Annotated in this window: 18 protein-coding genes; 10 read left to right on the top strand and 8 right to left on the bottom strand. The window is 43.2% G+C overall.

Translation table 11 applies throughout. The features are described from left to right. Positions 1–52: 52 nt before the first annotated feature. From frr to bshA, 3 genes are all read right to left on the bottom strand, one after another. Entirely contained in the window at positions 53–616 is a 564-nt protein-coding gene (gene frr / locus AC3IRT_RS02930) for a ribosome recycling factor (RefSeq protein ID WP_489395044.1), read from the bottom strand. Between the two features lie 16 nt (positions 617–632). Then, positions 633–1,337 (bottom strand): UMP kinase, encoded by a 705-nt coding sequence (gene pyrH, locus AC3IRT_RS02935; protein ID WP_489395045.1) that lies wholly within the window; start codon positions 1,335–1,337, stop codon positions 633–635. A 61-nt stretch (positions 1,338–1,398) separates the two neighbouring features. Continuing rightward, complete coding sequence (bshA, locus tag AC3IRT_RS02940) at positions 1,399–2,538, bottom strand: N-acetyl-alpha-D-glucosaminyl L-malate synthase BshA (RefSeq protein WP_489395046.1); 1,140 nt, start codon at positions 2,536–2,538, stop codon at positions 1,399–1,401. Between the two features lie 164 nt (positions 2,539–2,702). On the opposite strand from bshA, the gene arfB reads away from it, so the two are divergent. The 5 genes from arfB (at position 2,703) to AC3IRT_RS02965 (ending at position 5,640) form a co-directional block, all read left to right on the top strand. Next, positions 2,703–3,104, top strand: a complete 402-nt coding sequence (gene arfB / locus AC3IRT_RS02945; RefSeq protein WP_489395047.1) for an alternative ribosome rescue aminoacyl-tRNA hydrolase ArfB — start codon at positions 2,703–2,705, stop codon at positions 3,102–3,104. A 79-nt stretch (positions 3,105–3,183) separates the two neighbouring features. Further along, on the top strand, positions 3,184–4,017 hold the full coding sequence (locus AC3IRT_RS02950; RefSeq protein WP_489395048.1) for a hypothetical protein: 834 nt from the start codon (positions 3,184–3,186) through the stop codon (positions 4,015–4,017). A 79-nt stretch (positions 4,018–4,096) separates the two neighbouring features. After that, positions 4,097–4,387, top strand: a complete 291-nt coding sequence (locus tag AC3IRT_RS02955; RefSeq protein ID WP_489395049.1) for an antibiotic biosynthesis monooxygenase family protein — start codon at positions 4,097–4,099, stop codon at positions 4,385–4,387. A gap of 104 nt (positions 4,388–4,491) precedes the next feature. Beyond that, entirely contained in the window at positions 4,492–4,998 is a 507-nt protein-coding gene (locus AC3IRT_RS02960; RefSeq protein WP_489395050.1) for an S-ribosylhomocysteine lyase, read from the top strand. Then, positions 4,999–5,640 carry a 5'-methylthioadenosine/S-adenosylhomocysteine nucleosidase family protein gene (locus tag AC3IRT_RS02965; protein ID WP_489395051.1) on the top strand — a complete coding sequence of 214 codons (642 nt, stop codon included), beginning with the start codon at positions 4,999–5,001 and terminating at the stop codon, positions 5,638–5,640. It abuts the gene before it with no gap. 112 nt (positions 5,641–5,752) lie between these two features. Here AC3IRT_RS02965 and AC3IRT_RS02970 read toward each other — a convergent pair whose 3' ends face one another. Continuing rightward, entirely contained in the window at positions 5,753–7,912 is a 2,160-nt protein-coding gene (locus AC3IRT_RS02970) for a S9 family peptidase (protein WP_489395052.1), read from the bottom strand. A gap of 212 nt (positions 7,913–8,124) precedes the next feature. On the opposite strand from AC3IRT_RS02970, the gene AC3IRT_RS02975 reads away from it, so the two are divergent. The 5 genes from AC3IRT_RS02975 (at position 8,125) to AC3IRT_RS02995 (ending at position 14,162) form a co-directional block, all read left to right on the top strand. Further along, positions 8,125–9,744 carry a S8 family peptidase gene (locus tag AC3IRT_RS02975; RefSeq protein WP_489395053.1) on the top strand — a complete coding sequence of 540 codons (1,620 nt, stop codon included), beginning with the start codon at positions 8,125–8,127 and terminating at the stop codon, positions 9,742–9,744. A gap of 76 nt (positions 9,745–9,820) precedes the next feature. Continuing rightward, positions 9,821–10,006 (top strand): hypothetical protein, encoded by a 186-nt coding sequence (locus AC3IRT_RS02980; protein WP_489395054.1) that lies wholly within the window; start codon positions 9,821–9,823, stop codon positions 10,004–10,006. 77 nt (positions 10,007–10,083) lie between these two features. Further along, positions 10,084–10,731, top strand: a complete 648-nt coding sequence (locus tag AC3IRT_RS02985) for a peptidylprolyl isomerase (RefSeq protein ID WP_489395055.1) — start codon at positions 10,084–10,086, stop codon at positions 10,729–10,731. A gap of 2 nt (positions 10,732–10,733) precedes the next feature. Then, positions 10,734–11,780 (top strand): DUF2157 domain-containing protein, encoded by a 1,047-nt coding sequence (locus AC3IRT_RS02990; protein ID WP_489395056.1) that lies wholly within the window; start codon positions 10,734–10,736, stop codon positions 11,778–11,780. Positions 11,781–11,870: 90 nt separating this feature from the next. Further along, complete coding sequence (locus AC3IRT_RS02995) at positions 11,871–14,162, top strand: family 20 glycosylhydrolase (protein ID WP_489395057.1); 2,292 nt, start codon at positions 11,871–11,873, stop codon at positions 14,160–14,162. A gap of 76 nt (positions 14,163–14,238) precedes the next feature. Here AC3IRT_RS02995 and AC3IRT_RS03000 read toward each other — a convergent pair whose 3' ends face one another. The 4 genes from AC3IRT_RS03000 to accC form a co-directional block, all read right to left on the bottom strand. Next, a complete protein-coding gene (locus AC3IRT_RS03000) occupies positions 14,239–15,825 on the bottom strand; it encodes a M28 family peptidase (RefSeq protein ID WP_489395058.1) in 1,587 nt (528 codons plus the stop codon). Positions 15,826–15,882: 57 nt separating this feature from the next. Then, the gene (gene rpiB, locus AC3IRT_RS03005; protein WP_489395059.1) at positions 15,883–16,320 is read right to left on the bottom strand and encodes a ribose 5-phosphate isomerase B; all 438 of its coding nucleotides are present in this window, start codon (positions 16,318–16,320) and stop codon (positions 15,883–15,885) included. Positions 16,321–16,333: 13 nt separating this feature from the next. Further along, positions 16,334–17,206 (bottom strand): twin-arginine translocase subunit TatC, encoded by an 873-nt coding sequence (gene tatC, locus AC3IRT_RS03010; protein ID WP_489395060.1) that lies wholly within the window; start codon positions 17,204–17,206, stop codon positions 16,334–16,336. 87 nt (positions 17,207–17,293) lie between these two features. Further along, a complete protein-coding gene (gene accC / locus AC3IRT_RS03015) occupies positions 17,294–18,655 on the bottom strand; it encodes an acetyl-CoA carboxylase biotin carboxylase subunit (protein WP_489395061.1) in 1,362 nt (453 codons plus the stop codon). Positions 18,656–18,701 lie beyond the last annotated feature (46 nt).

The raw sequence follows: 18,701 nt of genomic DNA on the forward strand, positions 1-18,701 counted from the left end.
AGGATTTCTATAAACTAGAAATCCTTTTTTTATTTTTTCGAATGAACGATCCTTATACTGTCATCACGTCTTTCTCTTTCAGCTCTGCTAATTGATCTACTTTCACAATATAGCCATCTGTCAGTTTCTGCACTTCTGCTTCGCCTGTTTTTATGTCATCTTCCGAAACGCCGTCATTTTTCAATTTTTTGATCGACTCATTGGCGTCCTTACGGATGTTGCGTATCGCGATACGACCACGCTCTGCTTCTTCTTTTACTTTCTTTACTAAATCTCTTCTTCTCTCCTCGGTAAGTGCCGGAACCGCCAAACGGATCACGATACCATCATTTTGAGGATTAAGACCAAGGTTCGCATCTACAATAGCTTTTTCGATGGCACCGATTAGTGATTTTTCCCAAGGTTGAATCACAATAGTACGCGCATCTGGCGTGTTGACATTGCTCACCTGTGCCAATGGCGTAGCCGAACCATAATAGTCTACAGATACACCATCCAACATACCTGGAGAGGCTTTACCTGCGCGAATTTTTGTCAACTCATTTTCGGTATGTGCTACCGATTTATTCATGCCGTCTTTGCAGTCGTCTAGTTCGAGAGAAATTAACTCATTCATATCTTGATAATCTTTATTAACTAACTATTGTGCCGATATCTTCCCCTTCAGCCAATCTTTTTAGATTTCCTGCTTTGTTCATGTCAAAAACAACGATGGGAAGGTTGTTTTCTTGACAAAGGGTGAATGCTGTCATATCCATTACATTGAGCCCTTTCTCATAAACCTCTGTAAAGGAGATTTGTTCGAATTTCTGCGCATTAGGATCTTTCTCTGGATCGGCGGTATAGATACCATCTACACGTGTACCTTTCAGTACGGCATCGGCATTGATCTCGATGGCGCGTAGCGAAGCAGCAGTATCTGTGGTGAAATAAGGGTTTCCGGTTCCTGCTCCGAAGATCACGACGCGGCCTTTCTCCAAGTGGCGTACGGCACGTCTGCGGATAAAAGGTTCGCAGATTTGCTCCATTTTGATGGCCGTTAGCAAACGGGTTTTCATGCCGTTTTTTTCTAGCGCATCTTGCAAAGCCATGCTGTTGATCACCGTAGCGAGCATACCCATATAGTCGGCCTGCACACGATCCATTCCAGCTTTCTCGGCGCTTAGTCCGCGGTGAATGTTGCCACCACCGATAACGATAGCGATCTCAAGCCCCATGCTGTGAATTTCCTGAATTTCTTTGGCGTACTGTTGGACACGATTGATATCAATACCGTAGCTTTGCTCTCCCATCAAAGCTTCTCCACTTAGTTTTAGTAGGATCCGTTTGTATTTCATATGTGTTTTTTGGAGTGTTTCCAAAAGCCAAATATAAGACAATTTTGTCGGCCAGCTACGTTTATTCTGCTTTTTTCACGCGCGCTATCACCTCATCGTAAAAACGCTCGTAGTGTGGAACGATTTTGCAGATCTTGAAATCCTCCGCTCTTGCTAGTGCATTTTCTTTGAATTCCGCCAATCTAGCATCATCTTCCAAGATATGGATACCTTGTTTTGCCATGCTTTCTACATCACCCACATCGCTCATATAGCCGCTAAATCCATCGATGTTTAGTTCGGGCAATCCGCCAGTATTCGAAGAGATAACGGGGACTTTGCAGGCCATGGCCTCTAAAGCTGCTAAGCCAAAGCTCTCGGAACCAGATGGCATCAGGAATAAATCGGCAATAGAAAGTATTTCTTCGATAGCATCCTGCTTACCTAAAAACCGGACGTGATCCCATATGTTGAGTTGGCGCGCCAATTCTTCCGAATTGCGTCTGTCCGGTCCATCTCCCACCATGAGTAATTTGCTAGGAATCTTTTGATTGATCTGCTCGAAGATCCTAACTACATCGCCCGTATGCTTCACCTTGCGGAAGTTGGAGGTATGTACCACAATGCGCTCGTCGTTGGGTGCGATCGCTTTCTTGAAATGCTCGTGATTTTTGCTGTGAAATCTATTTAGATCAATAAAATTCGGAATCACTTCAATGTGGTTCGTTACATCGAAATATTCTAAAGTTTGCTGCTTAAGATTTTCAGATACAGTGGTTACACCGTCCGATTGGTTGATAGAAAAGGTTACGACTGGGCTAAAACTTTTGTCTTTTCCGACCAGCGTAATGTCAGTGCCATGTAGGGTGGTTACGACCGGTATTTTGATGCCATAGGTAGATAGAATTTGCTTGGCCATAAACGCTACAGAAGCATGTGGAATAGCATAATGCACATGTAGCAAATCCAGCTTTTCGTAGCGCACTACGTCTACCAGCTTGCTAGCCAGTGCAGTCTCATACGGCGCATAATCAAATAGTGGATATTGCGACATCGCTACTTCATGATAGAAGAGATTCTCCGAGAAGAAATCTAACCGCGCGGGCTGACTGTATGTAATAAAGTGGATCTCGTGCCCGCTGGAAGCTAATGCTTTGCCCAGTTCGGTAGCCACTACACCACTACCACCAAAGGTAGGGTAACAAACTATTCCTATTTTCATCTGTTGAATTCGTCTTCCTTAAATAAAACCTGGTCAGGTAGATGTACCAGTATGATCTTTCTCCTCATTGCTGGTGTACGGGTACTCGCCTGATGTGGCAAAGATAAGGAGGGTTTTATAATTGTTTTGCAATAATTCTATATCGGAATGTTATATTTACATCAATGGATAAAGAACAGTTGGCGAGGGAAATTTGGTTCAAGACCGCGCATTCTGGTGGTGCTGGTGGCCAAAATGTCAATAAGGTGGAAAGCAAGGTGATGCTTTTTTGGGATGTTAATCATTCCAACTTTTTTGATGAATTTCAGAAGAATAGTATTCTATCTCGACTGGCTAATCGTATTTCTGGTGAAGGAATTCTTTTACTGGAATCTTCGCAAAGCAGAAGTCAGCTAGAGAATAAGGAAGCCGTGATTGAGCGCTTCTTTTCGTTACTGGCAGAAGCATTAAAGCCTGCCAAAAAACGCATCCCCACACGCATTCCCAAATCAAAAATACTCCAAAGATTGGATCGCAAAAAGAAGCAGTCGGAAAAGAAACAACAACGTAAACGGTACGACTTGTAAAATATTCTCACAAATAGGACGTTATAGATTTAACATAACTGGATGTCCTTGTGTGAAATCTAACCTAATCTTGACCGAAATGCGTCCCTCACTCCATCTCTTACTGATCTGTTTGCTCGGATTTGCCTTTACTTCGTGCCGAAGTTATGAGTTTTCTAAACATGGTTTTATGGTAGAAAATGATCCTCATTACCATAATGTGCGAAGCCATCTGAGTGTAGCCGCAGCCGCGAAAGAAACCCAGACGCAGGCATTGGATGCAGCTGGCGCTCGTGCACTAAAGTCTTTTGGCGTGAAGCCAAAGGATGTGGAGGTGCTTTTTGTTACACATCTACCCACAGATAGTCTGATCGAAGTGGTTGGCTGGCAATCCGAAGACAGCACACGAAATTTCCCCAACTATTTGGCGCAGACCTCAAAGTCCAATCGGTATTTGTACAAGAAAAAAAGGTCTAAAGGGCAGCATTTAGTGCACGCGGTGTACCAATCGCCCAATGGCCCGCAGGTGGGGTTAGTTTTTAGCAGTCCGAATGCCTTGAATGAGGCAGAAATTAATCAGTTTCTTAATAAAGATGTGCGATTTAGTCGCGAGCTATTTCCAGATCTTACTGCAGTAGATTGTGTGCCGGAGAACCAGATTGGTTGGGGGATTGATATTCCTGCCGAATTGGTGCGTGATGAACATACTTTACTAAAGATCTATCGAGTAGGAGAGCAGGAGGAACAATTGATATTGTACACCTTGCGTAATCCGGGAGAATTCTACTATACCGCCTTTTCTGTGTGCAAAGATGCGACGTACAAAGTCGTTTATAGCGATCTGCAGCACGGAGAAATTTGGTCTACCAAGATGCATACCGACGAAATCATCGAGCAGGATAGGTTACTGATGGAAGAAATGGGGTATCAGTAGTATAATTTTTACCCCCAAATCAATAGGGGAAAAGTAGATATTTTGATATCTTTACTTAGAACAATAAGTAAATAAAATTATGATCTTAGAAGTAGCAGTATTAGAAATTAGCGAGGGGCAACAGGCCAATTTTGAAAGAGATTACAAAACGGCTTGCCAGTATATTAGTGCGAGCAAAGGTTATATCACACATTCGCTGCGCAAATGCATAGAAAAAGGTAATCAATATATTCTGTTGGTCGAGTGGGAAACTTTGGAAGATCACACGATCGGTTTTAAAGAGTCTCCTTTGTTCAAAGAGTGGGAGAAACTACTGCATCACTACTACGATCCATTCCCAACGGTTGAGCATTACGAAGTGTTAAAATAGTAGTTTTTTCTTCTTTCTGCGGATAATCTAGTATTTTTGTAGATATTTTATTTGACTTTAAACCGCTGTAGAGCCATAGGCATTATAGCATTAAACGGCATCATATGTATACAAAAGAAAAGGCGACAGTAAATAGTTTTACGGTAGATCATACCAAGCTGAAACAAGGAGTCTATGCGAAGACTTCTCCTACGGACAGCAGTAAGCTGGAAACTTATACGACGTACGACATTCGTATGATTAGACCCAATTCGCCGGAGCGAATGTTATCTCCCGAAGTGATGCACACCTTGGAGCATTGCTTCGCAACAGAAATCAGAACCATTTTAGGTGATGAGGTAATTTATGTTGGCCCAATGGGCTGTTGCACCGGTTTTTACGTGGTATTAGCTGGCACAGATCGTACGCCACAACAAGTAGCTGAGTTGATGCAAGAAGTATTAGAGATTGTGCTTGAAGACGGTTACGAAGTTCCATTCCAAAACCCGATTAGTTGCGGAAATTATACCTTCATGGACTTCCCAGCGTCGATTCAAGCCGCTGAGAATTTTCTGAACCTGATCAAAGCTGGAGAACTAGAGTTTGAGTACCCCTACATTGACGAGAATTAAATGATCCTCCACAAGGATATCGAAACGATAATCTTGGTAGCTAACAAAGATGAGCTATCTTTTACAACGACCGACGAATCTATTTTCGTCTGTGAAATAGGTGTTGGTAAAGTCAACGCGCTATTGTCGCTCGCCACATTGTACGAAGATATTAAAGCATTGGGCATTGAGCCCATGCTGTTGAATGTCGGCACTGTGGGCTCCACCAGACATCCAGTTGGTCATGTGCTTTATCCAGTATTTTATGCGCAAGGAGATGCGTATACAGATGGCTTTTTCTTGGAAAATACTTTATTCCTACGAGGGCAAGGATTGATAGAGTCGATCCCATTGGATGAATTTCCGTATGAAGAAGCGCTGTTGACCTCGGATCGTTTTATCAATGTTACCACGGCATTTTATCAAGATATCAAGCATTTTAATCCTTTAGCATTTGATATGGAAGGCTATGCGCTGGCTAGCTTCTGCTACCAGAAAAATCTTCCTTTCCATAGCATCAAGATTGTTTCAGACAATTGCGATGGTACAGTGAAAGATTGGGAAAGCATTTTAGGCGAAATTTCCGGAAGATTGGGCGGCATCCTAGATCAATTTATGCAATCACTGAATCAGGGTAAGCTAGCATCACCCATCATTTCCTAGATTGCGGGATCCGATCATCCATCATCTTATTTTCGGGTACAAAAAAATCGTTAAAGGTTCATCCAAAAGATGAACCTTTAACGATTACATAAACATTCTCTATTGGACAGGCTTACTCTTCGATACCTTCTAGCTTAAACAAGAATGCGTATTCTAAAGCCAAATCTTTCAGGTAATCGAATCGGCCTGAAGCTCCTCCATGGCCATATTCCATGTCGGTTTTTAGTAATACGACGTTACTTCCTTTCTTAGTGGCACGCAATTTCGCTACCCACTTGGCTGGTTCAAAATATTGTACCTGACTGTCGTGCAGTCCTGTTGTCACCAACAAGTTCGGATATTCTTTCGCTTCGATATTCTCGTATGGCGAATACGATTTCATATAGCGGTAAGCCGCTTCTTCATTCGGATTTCCCCATTCATCGTACTCATTCGTAGTCAATGGAATCGTTTCATCCAACATCGTAGTCACAACATCCACGAAAGGTACTGCCGCGATCACACCATTCCACAACTTCGGTGCCATGTTGATCACCGCACCCATGAGCAATCCTCCGGCGCTACCGCCACTAGCATAGAGATGCTCAGCGGAAGTGAACTTTTGATCGATCAAATACTTTCCACAATCGATGAAATCAGTAAAGGTGTTAATTTTATTCATCATCTTGCCGTCTTCATACCATTGTCGGCCCATATCCTCGCCGCCACGAATATGCGCGATCGCGAAAACGAAACCACGATTTAGTAAACTCAAGCGCGTAGAACTAAATGTTGGATCCATCGACATTCCGTAAGATCCATACGCGTATAATAATACCGGAGCTTGTGCCTTCTGTTTAAATCCTTTTTTGTACACCAGCGACATCGGCACTTTGGTGCCGTCAGTAGCTGTTGCGAAAATTCGCTTGGTTTCGTATTGCTCCGCATCATAACCACCTAAAACCTCCTGTTGCTTTTTGAGGTCTTTCTCCTTGCTACGCATATTGTAGTCGTAGGTAGAGCTCGGTGTTACCATCGACGTGTATCCATAGCGTAAGATTTCGCTATTGTACTCGGCATTGGTACCCGAATAGACAGTATAAGCCTCTTCGCCAAAATCCAGATAGTGCTGTGTGCCTGCTTTGATATCATGCACGGCCAATTGAGCTAATCCGTTCTTTCTTTCCGATACGACCATAAAATTTTTGAACTCTTCTATGCCTTCCACCAACACATCTTTACGATGTGGAATGACGACCTTCCAGTTTCCTTTTTCGGTCTTATCTAATGGTGTTTCCATCACCTTGAAGTTTTGCGCATCTTCATTGGTGACTACGATAAATTTATCTTCCAACGCTGTCACGCTGTACAGCACATTTTTCTGACGAGGCTGGAAAACTTTAAAGGCGCTTTGCGGAGCGTCGGATGCTAGGTAGCGTACCTCCGAACTCAAGGTGCCGCCCGAGTAAATCATAATATAAGCACCGTTTTTCGATTTAGATACCCCAATATAATTGGTTTTGTCCTTTTCTTCGTACACGACTACATCCGCTGTGGCGGCAGCACCCAAAGTATGTCTTTTGATCTTTTCAGAAAGCAAAGTTTTTGGATTCTGGGAAGTGTAGAAAACCGTCTTGTTGTCGGCTGCCCATACCATATTGCCCGATGTGCGTTCAATCCGATCCGTATACACTTCACCAGTTGTCAAGTTTTTGATCTGCAAGGTGTATTCTCTACGAGAAACCGTATCTACAGCAAAAGCCAATAGATTGTTGTCCGGACTGATCGATGTACCGCCTACTGCGTAGTAAGCATGACCTTCGGCCATTTTATCGACATCCAGCAACACTTCTTCTTTAGCATCTAGCGATCCTTTCTTACGGCACAATTTGTAATATTGCTTGCCTTCATCTGTGCGGCGGTAGTAATAATAGCCATCTTTTAAATAAGGTACACTTTCGTCTGCCTCCTTGATACGGCCTTTCAACTCTTTAAACAACGATTCCTGAAATCCTTCCGTGTCTTTCATCATCGCTTGCGTATACGTATTTTCGGCGTTCAGGTAGGCGACTACCTTGGCCGAATCTGGGCCCTCCTTGAAATAGTCATTCAGCCAGTAGTAATTATCAATTACCGTATCGCCGTGGATGGCACGCGTATATGGATTGATCTCCGCTACCGGCGCTTGTACATCAGCTGGCCATTGTGGCGCATTATTCTTTTTGTCTGGGGTTCCGCAGGATCCTGCGATAATGGTTAGTGCAATCAAACTAAATGATGTTTTAAAATTCATGTGTCTCCGATTAAGATAACATTGTTGTGGTATGGCTCGTGATTTTTCCACCTTCGGTGAATGAAACACAAAGCGGTCGCAGATAAATGGTCATATACTGTCCTGCTTGCATTAAAAGTAAGAGAAAAAATTCATTTTTAAACTATTTAACAATGCCCGCTACAATATTGCATTATCTTTGTTTATATAGGTCATCAATACTAAACACACACATGAACAAAATAAACAAAGCATTACTCTATCTCGCATTGGGGATATTCCCTTATGCCAGTATCGCTCAGGACAAAGATACGCCACCGCCAAACTGGTACAATCTCGATTTTCAGAAAGATGGGATTATGGGAATAAGTACCGAGAAAGCTTATGAGTTTTTAAAGAGTAAAACGGCAAAACCCGTCGTCGTAGCCGTTTTGGATGGCGGCGTCGATGTCGCGCACGAAGATCTAAAAGAAGTGTTGTGGATCAACCCAAAGGAAAAAGCAGGCAGTACAAAAGACAATGATGGCAATGGCTATATTGGAGATGTGTACGGATGGAATTTCTTAGGCAATGCCAATGGTGAAAACGTGGATCAGGACAATCTGGAAGTGACTCGCCTGATCCGTATGTATGAGCCCAAATACATCTCTGTGCTACCAAGCACTCGTCTTTCGGAAGCGGAGCGTCGCGAATTTGTTGCTTATCAGCAGATGATTGGTGATTATACGTCAAAGATGGATGAAGCGCAGTTCGGCGCTACCAATTATTCACGGTTAAAAGAGGATATTGATGGCATCGTTGCTAGTACGGGCAAAGAGCCTAAAGACATTACGAAGGAAGATCTAGATAAAATAACACCAAGCAATGATCGCCAGAAAATGGCCATTCGGATTATCAAAAAGGAATTGGATAAAGATCCGTTTGATAAATTCTACGATAGCCTTACCGAAGGTGTTAAGTACTACGACGAGCAAGTAAACTTCCACTTAAATAAGGATTTCAACCCTAGAACGATTATTGGCGACAATTACGATGATGTGAGTGAGCGCTATTATGGCAATCCAGATGTGAAAGGCCCAGATGCTGGTCACGGCACGCACGTAGCCGGAATTATCGGCGCAAAACGTGGTAACAACATCGGAATTGATGGCGTAGCAAATCATGTAGAAATTATGGCGGTACGTACCGTGCCAAATGGTGATGAGCACGACAAAGACGTGGCCAATGCCATTCGCTATGCGGTAGATAATGGTGCTAAGATTATCAACATGAGCTTTGGAAAAGCCTATGTATACAATAAACAAACGGTGGACGATGCGGTCAAATATGCCGAATCTAAAGATGTACTATTGGTACATGCAGCAGGAAATGATGGCGCAGATGTAGATGTCACTAAAAATTATCCGATGAAATACTATACGGATAGCTTAGGATCTGTGCAAGGTGAAGCGAAGAACTGGATCACGGTAGGTGCTACGGGATGGAAACAAGATGCCGACTTAGTAGCTACGTTCTCGAATTACGGATATCGCAGTGTCGACGTTTTTGCACCAGGTGTACGCATCAACTCTACCATGCCAGAGTCCGAGTATAAGGAGCAGCAAGGTACAAGTATGGCTGCGCCAGTTGTAGCGGGGTTAGCAGCAATACTGCGTTCGTATTACCCCGATTTGACGGCGCTCGAGGTGAAAGACATCATCTTAAAAACGGTCACGAAAGTAGATCAAAAAGTAAAAGTACCGGGCGAAGGACGTTCCAGAAAAGCATATCTGGATGAGATTTCCGTCTCTGGAGGGGTTGTGAATGCTTATGAGGCCGTAAAATTGGCGGAAGAATTAGTAAGCAAACGGTAATTTTTAAAAATTAACCCGAACGAATACTATTAATGTTTATCTTGCGTTTAGATAGTATATTTTAATTTAAACGCTTATGGTTAAAGTTTTTACAAAAGATGAATCATTAGCTTATCCCGTAGACCGGCAGCCCAAAAAGCTTACTGATGGTCAATTTGAATTAGGCTTGCAGGCAGGCATCAAAAAACTGACTAAAAGTCCAAGCGAAAAGACTATCGAAGCGATTCTGGACTATTCCAAATCCTTACGCAAGCAACAATGATCTAAAGCCTCAGAAATTCGTTTCTGAGGCTTTTCTTTTTTCTCCTGATCGTGCCAATTTTTTAGTAGATTGGTCGCATGCAAAAAATCATTTCTACCTTATTCATTTGCTTTTGTCTTGCGCTGGGAGTGTTCGGACAAACGACGCATGTCGTTTTCGAAACAACTCTTGGTGACGTGGAAGTAGAGCTATTTGACGATACGCCACAGCACCGAGATCTTTTTTTGCAAGCGGTGAAAGATAGCGTGTACCAGCAGGCCTTGTTTAATCGGGTGATTGCTGGTTTCGTGAATCAGGGTGGCGAACTGGATGAACCTATTCTCCAAGAGGAAGCAGATGGGCTGCGCAAACGAGAACGATTGCCAGCTGAAATCTTGCCACAGCACTATCACTACAAAGGAGTGTTAGGAGCAGGTCGGGATGATAATCCAGAGAAAGCATCGTACCTAACACAGATTTATTTTGTCATTGGCAAGGTGATTACCAATGCAGAATTGGATGCGTTAGAAAAAGCTAAATCCATAAAAATTCCAGCAAAGCATCGTGAAATTTATACCACCATCGGCGGCATACCACGTTTGGATGGCGATTATACAATTTTTGGTAAAGTTGTTAGCGGTTTGGATGTGATAGAGCAGATTAATCAGGCGGACACCAATTCATCGGATGTACCTTTGACTCCTGTCGTATTTTCGGTACGCGTTTTGGAAGGAGCTAAGCACTAGCTATGAAAAAATTAGATGTAACCCGCCAAGATCATGATACACTGAGTGAGGCAATCGATTTTTGGGAAACGCGTGGGTATTTGGATCCGCAAAAAAGTGCCGAGCTACGCGACTCGCTTGATGTGAAGAGCTTCGACTGGGGTCGTTTGGCTCGTTATGCTTTCTGGGTAGCCTTAGGCTGCTTGGTATTTGCGATCTTATCGCTCTTTATCGATGAAGCCTTTGTGCAATTTGTACAAAGCTTGTCCGATGCACCAGATGTGATCTACTTCGGTTTCTTTGCGGCTTTGGCCGTGATATTTTATGCACTTGGATTTCGCTACAAACTACGACATCCCACTAAAACGCTATCTATCGAAACCATGATGTTAATTGGCGTATTTGCTACGGCAGCATCCATTGGTTTCTTGGGTAAAATACTAGGAAAGGATACCAGTCATTACTCCTTATTTTTCCTATTATCGGTGATCATCTATGGCGTATTGGCGGTACGATTCAAATCACAGCTTATCTGGATCTTTATGCTCATCAGTTTGGGTATCTGGTTCGGAACGGAGACTGCGCATCACAGTAATTGGGGCTTTAAATTCTGGGGGATGAATTACCCGCTGCGCTTCACCTTATTCGGTTTGGTGATTACGCTCGTTGCCATCTTTGTCGTACCACGCATTAAAGCTTTACAGGAGTTTCGAAAGACCAGCTATGTGGTTGGTTTACTATACCTGATGATATCCTTGTGGGCATTGTCTATTTTTGGAAATTATAGTGATTGGGATCGCTGGGCATCCATTCGTCAGTACGAGATGTTTTACTGGGGCTTAATCTCTACCGCCGTTGCGCTAGGTTTGGTGTTGTATGGATTGCGATTCAAAGATAATACTACCAGAGAAATCGGTTTTGTATTCTTTATCATCAATATCTATACCCGCTATGTAGAATATTTGTGGGATAATATGAATCGTACGCTATTCTTTTTGTTCTTGGCGGTTTCATTTTGGCTAGTGGGGCGCTGGGCCGAAAAAATTTGGAATAAACGCAACGCAGATTAGTTATTCGTTGCTGCCTGAATAGATTTTGAAGAGCCGAAGTAAGCAAAATTGTTTATCTTTCCGATTCAGATAAATTCCATGTGTCTAAATATGATTAAAACATCATTATTTTTAAGCTATTTCCTTTTAGTTGTGTTTCAATTCGGCCATGCACAGTCCACGAATAAAGGACAAAATTTGCCACTGATTCCCTATCCACAGTCCATCGTGACGCAAGAAGGCACTTGGTCTCCGAAGTCCGAGTTACTGCAGTACTACAGCGATGATCTTGCTTTCTTTGAGCAAGAAATCAACGTGCTGACGCAGCAGGTATTCGCAGGTACAACTGTACAACTCGCACGCAATGCAGGCTCTGCCAACATCTTATTATTGAAAGATGCCGCGATCAAAGCCGAACATTACCAATTAGAAATCAACGCACAAGGTGTACGTCTTAGCGCTGGTACACCTGCAGGGATGTTCTACGGCTTGCAATCACTCAACCAACTCCTTATAACCGCTAAAACAAAACAAGCGGTTGCATTACCATTTGCCAAAATGGAAGATGGTCCGAGTTTTGGTTGGCGTGGTGCACACTTGGATGTGGCCAGACATTTTTTTTCTAAAGAATATATATTCCGCTTCATCGATTTGCTGGCTATGTACAAGTTCAATAAATTCCACTTTCACCTAACCGATGATCAAGGATGGCGCTTGGAGAGTAAGAAATACCCTAAGCTGGCAGAATTGGGAGGTTGGAGAACGTATAATAACCATGATACGGCATTATTAGAAAAGGCAAAAACTAATCCTGATTTCGACTTGCCTAAAGAGCACTTGCGCGAGCGCAATGGCGTGGTCGAATATGGTGGTTACTACACACAAGAAGATATTCGCGAGATCTTACAGTATGCCCAAGCAAGACATATTGAGGTCATTCTAGAGATTGATATGCCAGGACACATGTATATGGCGACAAAAGCTTATCCGGAGTTGCTATTAGATGCGGGCGAAGCTAGCTGGGGCAAAACCTTCTCCACACCGATCTGTCCTTGCAAAGAAGAAGCGTATACTTTCGTAGAGAATGTGCTTTCTGAAGTGATGGAATTGTTCCCAAGCAACTATATTCATATTGGTGCTGATGAGGTAGAAAAAGATAGTTGGAAGAAATCGCCACTATGCCAAGCGCTCATGAAAGAATTAAATATTACCGATCTAGATAAGTTGCAAAGTTATTTTGTCAATCGCGTGAATACGTTTATCACCAAAAATGGTAAAAAGGCGATTGGTTGGGACGAAGTATTGGATGGTGGAGTAGATACATCCATGACGGTGATGTACTGGCGCGGATGGGAGAAAGATGCACCTCATAAAGCCGCTTCTCGTGGACACGAAGTCATTATGACGCCAACTAATCCGTTGTATTTTGATTTTCTTCCGAATAGCAGTTCGCTAAATAGTGTGTATCATTTCCGTCCGATTCCAACAGATCTGCCAGAGCAAGACCGAACCCGTATTATGGGGGCGCAAGCCAATACTTGGACAGAAATGATCCCTTCGATAGCACGCTTAGAATTTATGATTTTGCCTAGATTGACTGCCTTAGCAGAACGTGTATGGACCAATCAAGAACTATTTGCTTCGTATCAAGATCGTGTTGTAGATCATTACCAAGCATGGCAACGATTGGGATATAGTTTCCGTATGCCCGATTTGCAAGGCTTTGCCGATAAGCAAGTCATCGTAGATGGCAAGGCGGTATTGAAAGTGAATAATCCGCTGACATGGGCCCAAGTTTATTATACCACAGACGGTAGTTTGCCATTGCCAACTAGTCCTGTATTTAAAGATGAATTGGTAGTACGCGAACCAAGCCAAATCCGTTTTGCCTCCATCACGGAAAGCGGCGCAAAGAGTGAATTGTACCAAGTTGACTTTGTAATGGATACTTGGAAGAAACCGGTGAAGGCTTCGGTAAAAGGTCGCAATAATGGTTTACAGACGAAGTTTTACGAAGGGAAATTCCCGAAAGTAGCGACTATAAAAGGAACAGTCGTACGTGATGAAGTGTTGAATAATGTGCATATCGCCGATACGGTCAACATGCCGGCTTTCGCTGCACAACTTCGCGGCTTTATCCGCGTGCCAAAAGATGGCATCTATAGTTTCTACTTTACGTGTGATGATGGTGGTGTATTGCGGATCGCAGAGCAAATGGTCGTAGACAATGATGGAAACCACTCTCCGGTGATGAAGAGCGGACAGATTGCGCTGAAAAAAGGTTTGCACGACTTCGCCATTGACTTTATCGAAGCGGGTGGCGGTTTTACGTTAGAACTCAAATACAGTGTGGATGGGGGCGAGGTAATATCGATTCCTGATGAATGGTTCTATCAACCATAAGCTAGAAGATTCTATAAAAAGCGAAAGCCCTTGAATGATTTCAAGGGCTTTCGCTTTTTATAATTTGCTCGTCCGCTTAGCGTGTGCCGCCATCTTCGGGAATGTCGACAACTAATCTGTTATCGCGATTCACAATATCCCAAGTCGTATGGAAGATCAAGTGTTCGCGTTTCACCATCATAGGGAAATCGATCTTATCTACTGTATCTTCTGGGGTGTGGTAATGTGGGTGTAAGCCCGAGAAGAAGAATAAGGATGGAATGCCTTTTTTGGCAAAGTTATAGTGATCTGAGCGGTAATACAGGCGCATCGGATCTTGCGGATCGTTGTACATGCCATCCAATTCCAGACCCGTATATTCTTCGTTTGCTTTCTCTACCAGTGGATTTAATTCCGAGCTCAATTTGTTCGTTCCGATCACATGCACATAGTTGTGATTGCCTTCCAAGTGCTTGTCGTCGATCCGTCCGATCATATCGATGTTGATACAAGTAACGGTGTTTTCCAAAGGGAAGATTGGGTTTTCTACATAGTAATTAGATCCTAGCAAACCTTTCTCTTCTGCCGCATAAGCGATGAACAAGATGCTACGACGCGGACCTTTACCCTCTTTTTTTGCTGCCGCAAAAGCGCGAGCGATGTCAATAACAGCTACCGTGCCCGTTCCGTTATCATCCGCACCTGGAAAAATCGTTCCGTCTGGCAAGATCCCATCATGATCCCAGTGACCGCCAATAACGACGATTTCGTCTTTCAGATCAGATCCTTCTAATAATCCCAATACGTTTGGATCGTCTAGATCTTCTTGGCTGTTGCCCATCTCAGCCTTCAATTTGGCTTTGATCACAAAAGAATTCGACTTTTTGGTTTCTGATATTTTCTTTTTTACCTGATCTAGATTGGTTTTTTTAGATTCCAAAATGCTGTTCACCATGCTTTCGGTAGCAATTACCATCGGCACACCATTGTTCACTTCTGGGCTATCTGATTTCTTCAAACTGACGCGTCCTGAAGTTAATCGACCGCCGATGCGCGTGATATTTTGCGCGATCTGCGACGAAGTCGCTATGATGAGCTTTGGATTTTTCTTCATCAATTCCTGTAGGCGCTTCAAGCGACTGCGTGTCCAGTCAGACTCTTTGTCTGTGCCGGTGATCAATGAATTTCCAGCCGCATCCTTTGGTTCGCCTTCGTTAATGAATACGATCACTTTACCCGAAACGTCTACACCGCTTAGGTCATTGTATTTCTCATCTTCAATACCGTATCCAATAAAGATCAATTCTTCTGCGCTGTAGTTTTGCAACGTGTTTTCGCCTTGTACGTAGAAGTCTTTGCCATATGCATAAGACTTTCCGCCAATGCTAAAGTTCTTGACGGCATACACCGATTTGATTAAGCTGACCGGCTGGAAGTAAGAGCCATTTACAGGTTTTTTCAACCCAAACGACTCGAATTGCTGCGCTACATATTCTGCTGCTTTACGGCCACCATCTTGACCAGTTCCTCGGCCTTCAAATTCTGGAGAAGCCAGTATGGTTAAGTGTTTCCGGGCCAACTCCTCGGTGATCTCACCGGCGTATTTCTTTTGTGTGGCATCTTGGGCAAATGTGCAGCTCCAAACAGCTGGCACGATAAATAATAAAGAAAGGTACTTTTTCATGTATGTTTTACAGTTCGTGTGGTTAGTTACTCGTTATACATTGCTGTACATGCCTGCTTACATGCACGCGATTTTATTCACGCGGTTGGCATGTCTGCCCCCTTCAAAATCTGTCGTAAGAAAAGCCTGCACGATCTTCTTCGCTAATTCGATATCGATAAAGCGCGCTGGAATACAGATCACGTTGGCATTATTGTGCTGGCGCGCCAGTATAGCAATTTCTTCTAACCAAGCGATGGCAGCCCGTATACCTTGGTGCTTATTGGCCGTAATTGCCACACCATTGGCGCTGCCGCAAATCAAAATACCCAATTCATTCTCCTCTTTCTCTACACTGCTAGATACGGGGTGTGCAAAGTCGGGGTAATCCACCGAATCGCCATTGGAAGGGCCAAAATCAGCCACGGCATAGCCAGATTCTTCCAGCATATTGATTAATTGTTGTTTGTATTCAAATCCTGCGTGATCGCTGCCGATGGCTATTTTTCTAGACATATTACTTTACTTACTATTTTTTATAAAACTCTTTTTCACGTTGCAATTTGCCGCGTTTTACACGTGCCGATACGGAGATACTTAGCTCGTACAAGATAAACATTGGCGCACTCACGGTAAGCAATGTAATGACATCCGCCGTAGGCGTAATGATAGCCGCGATGATGAGAATGATGACGATCGCATACCGTCTGCTGGCGCGCATGAATTCTGGTGTCATGATGCCCAGCTTAGATAAGATGAAAATCAAGATCGGCAATAGAAAAATGATACCACAGCCTAAGCTCAAGGTCGCAATGGTAGATAGGTAAGAGTCGATCGTAATTTGGTTGGTAATCTCGTCACTCAACGAAACGTTGGCTAGGAAGTTGACCGAAAGCGGTACAACGATATAATAGCCAAATAAAGCACCTATGATGAATAGAATGGTCGCGTAGAATACAAAGCCTTGTGCGCCTTTGCGCTCTACATCGGTCAAAGCCGGTTTTATAAATAACCATACTTCGAATAGTAGGTATGGGAAACCCAACGCGACAGCCATCAGTAAACAGGAGTTGATCTGTAACATAAACTGCCCAGCCAACTCGGTGTTGATAATGTTGAAGGGAATGCGCTCTACACAGAAACCATCTAGGCTAAGTAAATCACCGACTTTACACATCATTCGGTATGTCCAAAAATCTAAATTTTTGGGTCCCATAATGATGTCGTTAAAGACAAAATCGTAGAAGGTAAATGAGAGAATAGCAAATACAGCAATAGCAATTACCGAACGGATAAGATGCCATCTTAGGACTTCTATGTGTTCAAAAAAAGACATTTCTGCCTCTATGCTCTTTCCTTTATCTTTTAATGCCTGTAGAAGTTTTAAGTTTTTATTTGACATGTAGTTATGTTATTCAAAGACTAGTATAAACAAAAATACCATTCTTCGACCGAAGAATGGTATTTTTTTTTGTTTGTAACGTAGTCTTTAAGATTGCGATTCGTCAGGGTATTCTGTAAGGTCGAATGTTTCCATAAACTTGGTCGTGAAGTTACCTGCACGGAAGTTTGGATCACGCATCAATCGAAGATGCAAAGGAATAGTTGTTTTGATTCCTTCGATCACAAATTCACTCAAAGCGCGCTCCATCGTGTTCAATGCTTCTTCACGAGTTTGCGCTGTGCAGATGAGTTTGGCGATCATCGAATCGTAGTTCGGTGGAATCGTATAACCTGCATACACATGCGTATCTACGCGAACACCATGCCCACCTGGAGAATGGAAATTGGTGATCTTTCCAGGTGACGGGCGGAAGTTGTTGAATGGATCTTCCGCATTGATACGGCATTCGATAGCATGCATTTTTGGCTCGTAGTTTTTTCCCGAAATCGGGATTCCTGCGGCCACTTTGATCTGCTCTTTGATCAGGTCAAAGCTAATGACTTCTTCTGTAACAGGATGCTCCACCTGAATCCGGGTGTTCATCTCCATAAAATAGAAGTTGCGGTGTTTGTCTACCAAAAACTCGATTGTACCAGCGCCTTCATATTTCACCGCCATCGCACCTTTGATTGCAGCTTCGCCCATGGCGTTGCGTAAATCTGGTGTGATAAATGGAGAAGGTGCTTCTTCAACTAATTTTTGATGTCTACGTTGTATAGAACAGTCACGCTCAGAAAGGTGGCATACCTTGCCATATTGATCTCCGATTACTTGGATTTCAATGTGTCTTGGTTCTTCTACATATTTCTCAAGATACATACCATCGTTACCGAATGCAGCAGCCGATTCCTGACGGGCAGAATCCCAGTTAGGTTCAAACTCTTCATCTTTCCAGATGATGCGCATTCCGCGACCACCACCACCAGCTGTTGCTTTGATGATGACCGGATAACCAATTTCATTGGCTAATTGAATACCTGTTTTTACATCGGGTAACAATCCTACCGAGCCTGGTACTGTCGGTACACCAGCAGCTTTCATAGTTGCTTTTGCGGATGCTTTGTCGCCCATTTTCTCAATCTGATCGGCGGTAGCACCAATAAATTTGATGCCGTATTCTGCACAGATGGCAGAAAACTTAGCGTTCTCCGATAAGAAACCATATCCTGGATGTATAGCATCTGCATTGGTCAACTCAGCAGCCGATATAATGTTCGGGATATTTAGATAAGAGTCTTTACTGGCCGGTGGGCCGATACACACGGCTTCGTCCGCAAATCGTACATGTAAACTATCTCTATCGGCAGTAGAATATACCGCCACACTTTGAATGCCCATCTCACGACATGTGCGGATAATGCGAAGTGCAATTTCGCCCCGGTTGGCTATCAGTATTTTTTTAAACATAAATTCTTGATAAAGTAAACAATGGAACAGCTTGTTCTCTCTTCTT

This window comes from Sphingobacterium sp. KH_072 (genome assembly GCF_057837975.1).

Coding starts and splice junctions, on each gene's coding strand:
- frr (WP_489395044.1), bottom strand. CDS start 616: ATGAATGAGTTAATTTCTCTCGAACTAGACGACTGCAAAGACGGCATG.
- pyrH (WP_489395045.1), bottom strand. CDS start 1,337: ATGAAATACAAACGGATCCTACTAAAACTAAGTGGAGAAGCTTTGATG.
- bshA (WP_489395046.1), bottom strand. CDS start 2,538: ATGAAAATAGGAATAGTTTGTTACCCTACCTTTGGTGGTAGTGGTGTA.
- arfB (WP_489395047.1), top strand. CDS start 2,703: ATGGATAAAGAACAGTTGGCGAGGGAAATTTGGTTCAAGACCGCGCAT.
- AC3IRT_RS02950 (WP_489395048.1), top strand. CDS start 3,184: ATGCGTCCCTCACTCCATCTCTTACTGATCTGTTTGCTCGGATTTGCC.
- AC3IRT_RS02955 (WP_489395049.1), top strand. CDS start 4,097: ATGATCTTAGAAGTAGCAGTATTAGAAATTAGCGAGGGGCAACAGGCC.
- AC3IRT_RS02960 (WP_489395050.1), top strand. CDS start 4,492: ATGTATACAAAAGAAAAGGCGACAGTAAATAGTTTTACGGTAGATCAT.
- AC3IRT_RS02965 (WP_489395051.1), top strand. CDS start 4,999: ATGATCCTCCACAAGGATATCGAAACGATAATCTTGGTAGCTAACAAA.
- AC3IRT_RS02970 (WP_489395052.1), bottom strand. CDS start 7,912: ATGAATTTTAAAACATCATTTAGTTTGATTGCACTAACCATTATCGCA.
- AC3IRT_RS02975 (WP_489395053.1), top strand. CDS start 8,125: ATGAACAAAATAAACAAAGCATTACTCTATCTCGCATTGGGGATATTC.
- AC3IRT_RS02980 (WP_489395054.1), top strand. CDS start 9,821: ATGGTTAAAGTTTTTACAAAAGATGAATCATTAGCTTATCCCGTAGAC.
- AC3IRT_RS02985 (WP_489395055.1), top strand. CDS start 10,084: ATGCAAAAAATCATTTCTACCTTATTCATTTGCTTTTGTCTTGCGCTG.
- AC3IRT_RS02990 (WP_489395056.1), top strand. CDS start 10,734: ATGAAAAAATTAGATGTAACCCGCCAAGATCATGATACACTGAGTGAG.
- AC3IRT_RS02995 (WP_489395057.1), top strand. CDS start 11,871: ATGATTAAAACATCATTATTTTTAAGCTATTTCCTTTTAGTTGTGTTT.
- AC3IRT_RS03000 (WP_489395058.1), bottom strand. CDS start 15,825: ATGAAAAAGTACCTTTCTTTATTATTTATCGTGCCAGCTGTTTGGAGC.
- rpiB (WP_489395059.1), bottom strand. CDS start 16,320: ATGTCTAGAAAAATAGCCATCGGCAGCGATCACGCAGGATTTGAATAC.
- tatC (WP_489395060.1), bottom strand. CDS start 17,206: ATGTCAAATAAAAACTTAAAACTTCTACAGGCATTAAAAGATAAAGGA.
- accC (WP_489395061.1), bottom strand. CDS start 18,655: ATGTTTAAAAAAATACTGATAGCCAACCGGGGCGAAATTGCACTTCGC.